9 protein-coding genes are annotated in these 11,995 nt (G+C 35.3%); 2 read left to right on the top strand and 7 right to left on the bottom strand.

Annotated features, from left to right (window positions below):
- Positions 1-603: 603 nt before the first annotated feature.
- The 7 genes from ACRD62_RS16300 to ACRD62_RS16270 all read right to left on the bottom strand — a co-directional run bounded on the left by ACRD62_RS16300 (position 604) and on the right by ACRD62_RS16270 (position 8,130).
- Positions 604-1,398, bottom strand: a complete 795-nt coding sequence (locus ACRD62_RS16300) for a hypothetical protein (protein WP_430821181.1) — start codon at positions 1,396-1,398, stop codon at positions 604-606.
- 462 nt (positions 1,399-1,860) lie between these two features.
- Complete coding sequence (locus tag ACRD62_RS16295) at positions 1,861-2,958, bottom strand: glycosyltransferase family 4 protein (RefSeq protein ID WP_430821180.1); 1,098 nt, start codon at positions 2,956-2,958, stop codon at positions 1,861-1,863.
- A 76-nt stretch (positions 2,959-3,034) separates the two neighbouring features.
- The gene (locus ACRD62_RS16290) at positions 3,035-3,832 is read right to left on the bottom strand and encodes a transposase (protein ID WP_430821179.1); all 798 of its coding nucleotides are present in this window, start codon (positions 3,830-3,832) and stop codon (positions 3,035-3,037) included.
- Positions 3,833-3,846: 14 nt separating this feature from the next.
- Complete coding sequence (locus ACRD62_RS16285; protein WP_430821178.1) at positions 3,847-5,079, bottom strand: glycosyltransferase family 4 protein; 1,233 nt, start codon at positions 5,077-5,079, stop codon at positions 3,847-3,849.
- 144 nt (positions 5,080-5,223) lie between these two features.
- Entirely contained in the window at positions 5,224-6,339 is a 1,116-nt protein-coding gene (locus tag ACRD62_RS16280; protein ID WP_430821177.1) for a nucleotidyltransferase family protein, read from the bottom strand.
- Between the two features lie 95 nt (positions 6,340-6,434).
- The gene (locus tag ACRD62_RS16275; protein WP_430821176.1) at positions 6,435-7,559 is read right to left on the bottom strand and encodes a glycosyltransferase family 4 protein; all 1,125 of its coding nucleotides are present in this window, start codon (positions 7,557-7,559) and stop codon (positions 6,435-6,437) included.
- A gap of 358 nt (positions 7,560-7,917) precedes the next feature.
- The gene (locus ACRD62_RS16270; protein ID WP_430821175.1) at positions 7,918-8,130 is read right to left on the bottom strand and encodes a hypothetical protein; all 213 of its coding nucleotides are present in this window, start codon (positions 8,128-8,130) and stop codon (positions 7,918-7,920) included.
- A gap of 168 nt (positions 8,131-8,298) precedes the next feature.
- Here ACRD62_RS16270 and ACRD62_RS16265 point away from each other — a divergent pair, with 168 nt between their 5' ends.
- Together ACRD62_RS16265 and ACRD62_RS16260 are read left to right on the top strand one after the other, a co-directional pair.
- Positions 8,299-9,105, top strand: coding sequence for a polysaccharide biosynthesis/export family protein (locus ACRD62_RS16265; protein ID WP_430821174.1), 807 nt, complete (start codon positions 8,299-8,301; stop codon positions 9,103-9,105).
- Between the two features lie 9 nt (positions 9,106-9,114).
- On the top strand, positions 9,115-11,502 hold the full coding sequence (locus ACRD62_RS16260) for a GumC family protein (RefSeq protein WP_430821173.1): 2,388 nt from the start codon (positions 9,115-9,117) through the stop codon (positions 11,500-11,502).
- The last annotated feature ends 493 nt before the right edge of the window (positions 11,503-11,995 follow it).

Here is an 11,995-nt window from a genome sequence, read left to right as displayed (position 1 = left end):
ATTATTCCAGTAAGATCTCTTTACAGCTTCTCTCCTATCTGTTCACGCCTTAAATTTTTCAACTCTTAAACTTTCAACCAATCCCTAATCCTTCCCCGATAACCATCGGGGCTTTATTCATTTATCCATTCTTAAAGCCTTTAAACCAACCTAAAGAGTTTTAATCTCACTCTGGAAAGGGTTGACCTTATTCTGAAAATGTTAAGGTGAAATTTAAGAGGTTTGATGCCATTCTGGAAAGGGTTTAGGTCATTCTTAAAGGTTTTAACTGAATCCAAAGAGGTCTGGCGTCATTCTTAGGGGTTTGGTGCCTTTCTTAAAGGATTTAAGTCATTCTGAAAAAGCTGGCACTTATGTTAATACGAAATCTGTTATTGGGAATTTTACAAATTCCTCAATGGCAGCAGGCGAAAGCCGTATTGAGGAAATCCCGATATAGAAAATCTTACATTGCAGCTCTGCTGTAATGTCTAGATATTCTTTATCGAATTGGAATTTTGACGAAGTCTAATGACAATTTTGGGTTAATCTAAATTTTTATATCACGAAACAAAAAAGAGCCAATGCATGCACCAACTCTTTTCTGATTAATTCAATTGACTACTAAATCATAATTGTCGAATCTTTATCTTTAGCTTTCTGTTGGTTATAGATTTGTTGGTTAAATTTACTCACGTACCCCTTCAGACGATTTTCATCCCTCCAGAATAAGTACTTTCCACAAGCCCGGATCTCATCAACCAGTTGCTTAAGCAAGGTGTACATTTGATTACGAATAGTTAAAGCTTCATTGTCTTCCTGCTTATCACCATTGGCCATGGCCCTAAGTTCAGCCATTTCTTCCGATAGCTGAGCTGCCCGTTCTATCTTCGTCATATCATAATTAATACGCTGCAAAGGCTCAGGATTGGATCGTCCCATCACGGCCAGGTCATTCAGATCCTGTATCATATCAGCGCTTCCTCCACCTTCGTTGATGGTATTCAGCTGTACCAGCAAGTCATCAAACTGACTATAGGCGTAGCGGAAGGCATGGATCATCTCATCACGCAGATTGAAGGCAGCCGGTGATTCGTCTTTCCAGCGTTGTTCCGCATCTTTACGGGTTTTCAGGTTCTCCATCCAGATAGACTGAGCTTCTCGTGTCGCCCCGATAGTCACATCCAGATTGTCAAGGATGTTTTCATCCAGACCCGCCGCCAGCAGGGCTTCTTTGTCTTTTATAGCCCAGTAACGTAAATCCTCAGATTCCTGCAAGAATATACCAATTGGCATATAAGGTGTTTTAATGGCACTACTTTCAAGAGCCAGGGCCTCGGCTAATTTAGCTTGATAATGTTCAGCATTACTCATAATTTTAGTAATTTTGAAATTAGTACTGGAAGCCCGCAGGACCATAGCACGCTCTGGAAAGTATGATATGTGATCCGGCGGGTTTCTTTAATTATCATAGTAATTTAGTGTATGTTAAACAAAATATCCACCCGGATATGACTAAATTTATCAAAACAAGGACTAAGGAGATGAAATCAATGACAGATAAGCAATTTTTGATGACAAGTTAATTTTACTTTACTTAACTGTCTAAACAGATGCTTAATTAGAATCAAATATCTTCTAAAGGTGCTTTAGTCTACAAACCTATTATAATTTTGCCTTTCTAAAATTAAGAATAAGAACTAATTGCTTTAGTTGATGGTGTGAATACTATTTTTTGTGAGACCTTAAGTTATAAAGAAAAATAGGCATTGACTTAATATTTTTATCTTTATTACTGTGTTTCGAGGATTGGCAACAACAATTCATTTTCTGTTACAGGAATTCTATAGGAGCATTAATCACTGACCATTATCCTCGCTCTTAAAAACTGACATACACTTCGGCATATTGCCTGGCTATCATGGAGACTGCAAATCGTTTAACATTTTCAAGACCTTTTTCAACCAGAACATTTCTTAACTCTTCATTCTCAACACTATTGCTAATTGCTAGTCGCAAATCATCAATCTTATAAGGATCAACTAAGAAAGCTCCTTCACCTGCCACTTCTTTCATAGCCCAAAAATTGGATGTAATCACCGGTCGTCCAATGGCTTGTGCTTCTATAATAGGCAATCCAAAACCTTCGTAAAAACTGGGAAAGCACAAGATGTCACATCGCTTATAGGCATCCAGTATTTGCTCATAAGGCACCTGAATCAGGTTTTCAATATCCAGCTGATACTCTTCCTCCAAAGCCTTTTGCAGCTCAGTCATTTTACCCACTACAATTAGTTTATAGTGCCCAGTGTCTGGTGCCTGGTGCATATTCTTTCCTGGATGGCAATTGGGGCTCCCGTCTTCTGCCTCATCAACTTTTAAACTTTTCAACGTTTCAACTTTTCGACTTTTCAACTGAAAAACCGCCTCAAACACCCCTTCTACATTCTTATTATCTTTGGTCCCCATAACAAGTATATGTGGACATTCGCTATTAAATTCTTTAGGAGAATAGTTAATGCGATCGGGCAAAGGATTGTGAATTACTTTAATCTTATCCGGATCACAACCCGTCCATTTAATAAGTTGTTCTTTGGTATGATTGGATATGGCAGTCACAACCTGGGCCCTTCTCACCGGAATCTTAACCCACAAATATTTTAGTATAGCCAGTTGCCATCCTTTATACTGGGTCAGTGATTCCAGATCATGATAGGTAACAACCAACCCCTTCTTTGGCAATGCCAAAGCAATAAAAGTAATATCTCCGGTTATATGATTGATAGCCCCTTTATTTCGCCAGACTTCAACCAAAGCCTTTATTCGCCCCCACCAACCATTGGTTCCAGTTTTTAATTGGTAAGAATGATGTTCAACTTCTGGAGGAAGATTATTTATTACCTGTTCAAATACCTTTTCGATTGAAAAATACTGAGGCTGTGGTTTGCGGAAGAAGAATGTTACGTTAACTTTTTTCAATGTATTTCATAATTATCATACCAACTTGCCAACCCTGTCAGCGTCAGCAGTCATGACAGCGTTGGCATTTTGGTTATTAATCAAAAATATCTTCATCAAAATCAATTGATTGATGACATGCTCTAAAATTATTAATATCTCCAAAATAATCTTCCATACAACGCTGATAAATGGGATTAGTTCCAGTTAAATAATCAAGATAACTACTCCATCCATATTCTAAAGCGTTGGATACAAAACCATGGTGTACAGGATTAGTATGAATATAAATTAGCAGGTTCTTCAGGTATTCATTTGAATCAACACGCTTACGTTTAAAAGGCCTTTCAAACAAAGCTCCATGTCTGTTGTATCTTGTATTGTAATATTTTGCATAAGCATTAAAAAAATGAGAGAAATGTCTTGTTGCATCCGGCAACCTGACAGTGTCTAACCTGCCAGCATCAGCAGATCTGGCAGGGTTAGACAAATCGTTTTCTTTTAACGCTGAATGGTCACCGTTCTCTTTTAACGCTGACGGGCCTTCGGCGCCGTCAGGTAAAGAAACCGTTTCCCATTTATTTATTTCTAACCCGACAGCGTCGCCAAACTTGTCAGCGTCTATAGACCTGACAACGTTTCGTGTGTTGACCTTTTTAATCTCCTCCATTGAATACTTATACCTCACATTCTCTTTAATCCTTACCAATAAATGAATATGATTGGGAAGTAATACGTACGAATAGATCTCTGCAATCGGGTCAATATATTTCTCATATAGTAATAACAAATGTCTATAATCATCTTCCATCATAAAGAGATTACAACTATTAATGCCTCTGTTATAAATGTGATAGAAACTTCCCAGGTCTATTTTTTCTGATGGTTGCGACATATCATATCTAACCGTTACAAATCATTAAACAACCTCTTATACCCTTCCCGTAACTCAGGATCATTTACAAATTTATCAGCTCTTTTTCTTGCTCCTTCGCACCATTTATAAAACTCCTCCTGCTCCATCTCAACCAACTGAGCAAGTGCGGATGACCAACCACTAACTTCGGTCTTCGAACTAAACTCTCTATCCTCAAGTCTCTTCACTTCTGCCTTCTGCCTATCCTCTACTGCCTGTAAGCTAATATCCCACCCACAATATTGTTTTTCCAAACCTCTCCATGGAGTCTGATCGCTAATAAGAACTGGCCTCCCCGCCATAAAACTTTCCAATATCACATGTCCAAAATTTTCTCCTCTTGTAGGTAAGTATAATGCATGATACTTTTGAATAGTCTCTCCTACAATATCTGCATCCACTGTTCCTTTATATTCCACCTTAATATTCTCCGGCAACTGACTAATAATATTCTTACAATATTTCCAATAATCGTCATTGTATATTTGTCCGTATAAGTCAAACTGAATTGAACCTTTTAAATCTTTGCATTCCAATAATCGTTCAAGGGCATACAAAGTGTTTTTTTCAGGTGAGATACGAGCCAGGCTAACAAGTTTTAACACTCCCCCGGTTTTTATAATTTCTTTAAATGGTATAAATTCTTTAGTTGGTAAATTATCCGCTATTTTAATCTTCAAACCTTTACCCAATGCCTTTTCAATATCCTGCTTTTCTTTTTCGTTGGTTGCATGAAAAATTACATTCCGGTACAGTCCCAAAATTCTTGCTAATTTTAGAAATAACTGCTTTTTACCACCTTTCACATCAATCGCGCTTTGAGCCAACATCCCTCTGGATGCAACTACAACCTTCTTAACTCCATAATTATTGGTGATCAGCAATGGTAAAATGGAAAATTTCCATGAATAAACCCCATTTATATATACAATATCAGGTTGAATCTCTTTTAGTAATTTAAAAAAAACAGTTTTATTCTGATGTTTAGTATCTGCATAATTGACCATTACACCAGGTATAAATTCTACCCACGAATTACTATTAATCCCATGGTAAGGTAATGTTTCAGTATAATCCGTATTTCGGGTAACAATATAAAATTCATATTCATCCTTTAGATATTCCACCATATTGGCCATTGACCGCACAGGACCACCCGCTTTATAACCCGGTAAAAACCAATCAATAAAGATTAATATTTTCTTTTTTGCTAGTTGTTGACTCATAGTACGAAGATAGTAATTAGTAAGTAGGGAGTAGTCAGCAGTTAATAGAAAAGTAGGATATGGCTGAATATTTCAGACTAAAAACAGCAGTTAAACTAACACATTATTAAGCACTTGTTACATTAAGACATTAAGGAGGTAATTCTACTTATCATGAATATGAAACAACCTTTTCAAATAAAGCTTAAGTAAAAAATCATCCTGGTGATTATTCCATTCAATCATATATTCTTTTGACGGAAATAATTCAAACCATGTCATCAGAATTTTATTTCTAAATCCCGGCTGATTCAATATCTCCTTCAAATTATTCACTTTATGGAGTTTTTTTGAATCTTTTTCGAGCATCTTTATACTGATTAGCTCTTTTATTGAGTATTCATCATTACCAAATAATAATTTATTCCTCTCATCTGAAACTAACAATACGGAAGACATCATCAGGATATCTAACATTTCTTTCTTTGTTCCAGTAAACATTTTAAGTATTTGTTCAGTATATGTCTCAATATCTTTTTGTCTCGATAGTAATAAAGCAATATCAAGTAACCATCCGAAACGAAGCCCCCCATTTTTAATATTATAGGCAGCATGACAAATAAGATGATACCCCATCATTACATCGCTTAATACATTTATCTCTTTATTATGATAGTTAATTGACTTATATGTTTCAAAGCATTTATAAGTAGGCACATAATATGGATTTCCAAGAGAAAACAAACGTTGATGTATCTCAATTAATACACCATTAAAAACAATGGCCCTTACATGAGAATGTACCTTCTCGTGCAAAACCGAACGTGGTGTATGAACCTGTTTAGCACCAGCTTTTAGTAAAACAGATAAAGCCAGTTGCCCTTTATCTTCAGGAACCAGAATATCCAGATCTCCCATAGGTCTGACACCCTCTTCCTCATATAAAGATATCGCTAATGCAAACCCCTTTAATGTTATTAACGGGATATTGTTTTCATCGAATAATTTTTGAATCTGAAGGAAGGCCTGAAATTTAATCTGAAACTGCAAAGATGCATGAAGATAGTTTTTTTTCCACTCAATTAAATCTTGTTGGTCAACTCCGGTGATTCTTCCTTTTTTTATTAGATAGTAAATATTGGCCCCGACACCATGCTTAAGCCCATATTTTATAAGTTCTTTAGGTAGAAATTTATTGTAGTCAACAGATTTATCCTCAATTCGATTTAGTAATATTAAGTCCTCTACGATTTCCTTTTTAAGAGCTTCTTGATTCTTCATCATTTAGTATTTAGACTTAAATTTAACCATAAAGAATCACGAATCGGAAATACACATTCCCTTTTAATTTATTTAAAGCTAGGACTCTAATTGCACTAAAAAATAAACATATTTGCTTTATTCTTTATCTGTTTTAATCGTCGAATAAGGTGACGCTTTTTATAATACAGTACCCAGGATGGAATATAGGCAACTGTCATACCCAAAGTAAATACTAAAATTGTCAACTTTAGCATTCCTATATTTCGAAGTGAAAAACCAAGAATAACAAAAGCAATATTGACAGCTCCAATAATCAATGAAACCTGAAGATGTGTAAATCCCAATGCCAGCATCCGGTGATGAATATGATTTTTATCGGCCATAAATGGTGAGTTCCCTTGCGAAACCCTGAGAAAGAAAACTCTAACCGTATCAATAAATGGAACAATTAAAATGGCCATCGCTACAGCCGGAGCACTATTCATCTGATAAGTAAGCATTGATCTATGAGCTACAGCATTTAATTCACTGAACCGAATGGCAACAACAGCTACCAGAAACCCTAATACCAACGACCCTGTATCACCCATAAATATTTTCTGCCTTTTTGAGAAAATATTATAATAGGCAAAAGCCAGTAATCCACCAATTAATGCTGCAGCCATAACAGGAATATGATATTCACCATTAATAAAAAACCAGATAGAAAATGAAAACAAGGTGATGATTCCGGTTACCGCTGCCAAACCATCAATTCCATCAATCAGGTTAAACCCATTCACTAAAAAAATAATGGTAAAAATCGTAAAGATCGTTCCCCAAAAAGCATTGGGTTGAATACCAAAGAAACCATGAAAATCAGTCAGAACAACTTGTCCCAAACCAACAATGATTAAGGCTGCCAGCAATTGACCTCCTAACTTGACCATAGGAGCTGTTGCCAGAATATCATCTTTAATGCCAATGGCAAAAATGATTACCAAAGCAGGAGTTAAGAAGGGGATATGAGGAAATTTAAACCAGTCAACAAACAACGTATAGGTAAAAATAAACCCAATAAATATAGCCATACCACCCAGTGTTGGAATTTTCACCCGATGAACCGTTCTTTTGTTGGGCTCATCAAAAAGGTTTTTCATCTTAGCCACCCTGAGGATAGTTGGTATCGAAAGAAACACTACAATAAATGATAAAAAAGTAGCGAAGGGTATTAAGAGTTGAATTGTTAATTCGTTCATAAAATTATTTCTGTCCAAAGTTCTTGCAAAAATAGCAAGCATTTTCTGTTTAACACTAAATATATACGGAGAAATACAATGTTAGTTCTGTTTTTTGAAGGGTTCAACATAAAAAATCAGTCATTAACACAATATTTCAACAACTTACCTAATGTAAAAAACGTGTATACTTCATCAAAAGATAAGACACCAACTCGTCATTCATACTTATTGAATTGAAATCAGTCAAAACTAGCCATAATTAATCCCAAAGAAGTTAAAATACATAGAACTTAGTTAATTTCAGACCAAATCAATTCATCATTCACAATATACACATACATCAAATCACTCACAATTAACAACTAACCCTTAATAATTAACCATTATCCATCATCTTATTAAGTTCTTCCACAAACTGATCAATTTGTTGCTTAGAAAATCCTTTTTCCAATGCCACTTCTTCAAGTGTTCCCCATACTGGTTCGCCACAGGCAATACAGGTTATTCCTTTCTTACTTAAGTATCTTACAGATAAAGGAATTATCTCAACCAAGGCCTCAATACTTATTTCTTTTCCAATTTTTTCCATAAAATGAATTTCTATCACCAATTAATAACAATACCCTCTTAATTTGTATTTTGACTATTCTACAAATGAAACGAGTTACAAAAAAGTAAGATTGTAAGCTACAATTCATTCAGAAAAGCTTATTTTTGATAACTATTAATTTGAAAACTCACAGACGATAATAATCTAATGTATTCATTCTTTTCTACCATAAACAATAAAAACAAATATCTGTTTTTATCAGGGATTGTTCTCCTGTCCACTTTATTCAGTTGTATCCCGCAGAAAGAAATCGTTTTGCTACAGGATCATAGTACAGATAAAAACTATGATAATCCATATAGTAATTTGAAGGGAATTACTGACCAATATATTTTACAGCCTAACGACTACCTTTTTATAAATGTATCAACACCTGATGAAAAGATTTCCGATTTTTTTAATCAAAGCAGAAATAGTAGTATGGGGGGAAGCCAACAAAATCAAACCTTCTTCTATTATCAGATAGATGATAGTATGAACATTGATTTCCCCTATGTTGGTAAAATTAATTTGAAAGACTGTAATGTGGTACAAGGAAAAGACAAAGTAAAAGAGGCCTTAAAACCATTTTTAAAAGAATACAGCCTCACATTCAAACTGGCAACTAACACTTTCACTACTCTTGGTGAATTCCGTAACCAGGGAGTTCAGAATATGACCAAGGAACAGATAACCATTTTTGAAGCTGTAGCCATTGCCGGTGGAGTAACCCCATATGGTAAGCAAAAGAAATTACAGCTACTACGTCAACTACCTGAAGGTCCGATAACTTATACCATTGATCTGACAGATAAAAACATAGTCAATTCTGAATATTACTATATCTACCCGAATGATATGTTATATGTTAGACCTATGCGGGCTAAACAGTTTGGCATTGGAGAATCCTTCTCTTTGGGTATCATAACAGGTTTATTGGCACTTTACCTGACAATTAATACAATCATCAAATAAATTAAAAGAGTGGTACAGAATCAAACAAATAATAACCAGTCATCCGGTTTTAATTTCGACACTAAACATTTTTTATTTGATTTACTGCATTACTGGTGGTTATTTGCCATAACCGTACCATTAAGCATTGCTATTGTATATACTGCTCACCGTTACATTCAACCTACCTACAGGGCATCCATATCTTTATTAATAGAAGAGAAAGGTGAAAAGATGCCTACCGGTAATATGATGGAAGGTTTTGGCCTTACTCCGGGACAGCAGAACATTGAAAACCAAATGGCTGTTCTTACATCCTGGGACGTTATTAAGGAAACGGTTGATCAACTGGATTTTCATCTAAGTTATTTCATTCAAGGTAGAATGAAACATACCGAAGTATATCATGATGAACCTTTTACGGTCTTTTTTGATTCCTTGCATCAACAAATTTTAAATACACCCATCTATCTTGAGTTTATTAATAAGAATGAATACAGATTAAAGGTTCATACAGAAAATTCAGGAACATACATTTATAAAGATAACAGAAATGGATCAGGTATCGGTCCTATGAATTTTGAACAGTCTTTTCGATTTGGAGAAGTTATTGATATGCCCTGGGGACGATTCAAGATAGAAAACCACAAGGGAACCAGTTCATCGCAGCAGGAGATATATTTTATTTTTAATCATCCTCAAAGTATTGCAGCCAGCTACAAATCTACTTTAAGAACATTCAGAGCTAATGAGACGTCTTCTATAATACGTGTTTCAGTTACAGGTAAAAACAACCTAAAAAATACCATTTTCCTGAATCAACTGGCTAAAGTTTTTATCGCTAAAAACCTTGAACAGAAGAATCAGATTGCGACCAACACCATCAAATTTATTGAAGAGCAATTAGGTGTGATATCTGACTCCCTATACCTTACCGGGTCTGAATTAAGCAATTTCAGAACCAGTAATCAGATTCAAAGTGTTTCAGCTAAATCAGAATACCTATTTAGTGGTTTGCAGGATATGGAGCAGCAACTTGCTCAATACGAAATAACAAAGCAGTACTATAATTATCTGATTAATTACTTCTCAAACGATTTTTCGGGTAATGAAGTTATTGCTCCTGCACAATACGACGTCGGTAATAATCTCTTATCTGAACAGATAAGTCAGATTATGGAGTTGAACTCACAACGGCTAAGCATGCGCGGTACATTTAGTGAGGACTTAAACCTTGCCAACAGGGAGGTAGAAACACAAATAGAAGTTGCAACAAAAACGTTATTAAAAACCATTAACGGTCAACTCGATATTATTAATGAAACCATTAATCGAATTAATAGCAACAAAGAGAAAAATGAAAAAGAACTGTATTCCCTCCCTGAGACAGAGAGAAAACTCTTGGGAATAGAACGTAAGTTTGAGTTAAACAATGAAGTTTACACATTTCTACTACGTAAAAGGTCTGAAGCCCAGATTCAGAAAGCCTCCAACACTCCTGATCATAAAGTTCTGGAAGCCGCACAAAGTAATGGAATGATTGCTCCCAATGTTAGTGGCAATTATAAAAATGGTTTGATGATAGGTTTAATTCTTCCTTTAGCATTTATTGGACTTCGTCAGTTGCTTAATAATAAAATACTGGATGAGGAAGACATCAAAAAGATAACCCAATCTCCAATTATCGGACAAATATTGCATAATTCTAAAGAAGAAAGTAACGTAGTGCAGCATCATCCTAAATCTGTTATTACTGAAAGTTTCAGGAGAGTGCGAACCAGACTTGATTTCTTAACTCAAGATATTCCCTGTCCGGTTGTCAGTGTTACCTCTTCCATTCCCGGCGAAGGCAAAACCTTTTGTGCATTGAATATTGCAGCTGCATTAGCCATCAGTGGTAAAAAAACGGTAATACTAGGCTTTGACCTGAGAAAGCCCGGACTAAATAAATTGGTTGATACTCATAAAGCAACTGGCATATCCAATTATCTTATTGGTAAGGCCACTTACGATGAAATTAAGGTTAAGCATCAGCAAAATAATTTAACTATTATACCATCGGGTGATATACCACCGAATCCTTCAGAACTGATAAGTTCTCCAAAGACTCAAACTTTATTTGAGGAATTAAAAAAGGAATTCGATATCATTATTGTAGATACTCCACCAATGGGGATTGTTTCTGATCCGTTTCTATTGGCAAGACATGCTGATTCTTTAATTTTTCTGGTTAGACAAAATCACTCTATAAAAAAGATTACGGAACAGACCTTACGAAATATTTCTGAAGAAGGAATTAAAAATGTCGGTATCCTTTTGAATGATCTCAGCATGAAGAAAGGATATGGTTATGGTTACAACTATCGATACAATTATGGTTATCGATATACCTATGGCCATGGCTACTATGAGGATTAAAGAACCTTCTCCTCGATTCCTATCGAGGAGCTTATTGTCTTGAATTTCCTAATTCAATTAAGCTACACTACTCTTTATTATTAAGAAATTATTGCTGATAGCTAAGGTTTTTATCAATTGGAATTGATAAGTCAATGTCCCTTCGTTTGGAAACGAAGGGGAGTACAATACAGTATGTATTACACAAACTTAAAGATCTTCTCATCGATAGGAATCGAGGAGCTAATTTCTTTGAATTTCCTAATTCATTTATACTGCATTCTTCTTTATTGTTAAGAAATTATTGCTGATAGCTACAGGGTTTCATCAATCGAAATTGATAAGTAATTTACCTTTGTTAAGATACGAAGAGGAGCACAATACAGGATGTATTACACAAACTTAAATGCCTCCTTCCATATACTCCTCCTCGATTCCTATCGAGGAGCTTATTGTCTTGAATTTCCTAATTCATTTACACCACACTCCTCTTTATTATTAAAAACTTATTACT

Source organism: Carboxylicivirga caseinilyticus, from assembly GCF_050589785.1.
Lineage (GTDB): Bacteria > Bacteroidota > Bacteroidia > Bacteroidales > Marinilabiliaceae > Carboxylicivirga > Carboxylicivirga caseinilyticus.
This window is presented reverse-complemented; position numbering and strand designations above follow the sequence as displayed.

Bases quoted from the DNA above. Each gene is read 5' to 3' on its own strand.
- ACRD62_RS16300 (WP_430821181.1), bottom strand. From the start codon at position 1,398: ATGGTCCTGCGGGCTTCCAGTACTAATTTCAAAATTACTAAAATTATG.
- ACRD62_RS16290 (WP_430821179.1), bottom strand. From the start codon at position 3,832: ATGTCGCAACCATCAGAAAAAATAGACCTGGGAAGTTTCTATCACATT.
- ACRD62_RS16285 (WP_430821178.1), bottom strand. From the start codon at position 5,079: ATGAGTCAACAACTAGCAAAAAAGAAAATATTAATCTTTATTGATTGG.
- ACRD62_RS16280 (WP_430821177.1), bottom strand. From the start codon at position 6,339: ATGAAGAATCAAGAAGCTCTTAAAAAGGAAATCGTAGAGGACTTAATA.
- ACRD62_RS16275 (WP_430821176.1), bottom strand. From the start codon at position 7,559: ATGAACGAATTAACAATTCAACTCTTAATACCCTTCGCTACTTTTTTA.
- ACRD62_RS16270 (WP_430821175.1), bottom strand. From the start codon at position 8,130: ATGGAAAAAATTGGAAAAGAAATAAGTATTGAGGCCTTGGTTGAGATA.
- ACRD62_RS16265 (WP_430821174.1), top strand. From the start codon at position 8,299: ATGTATTCATTCTTTTCTACCATAAACAATAAAAACAAATATCTGTTT.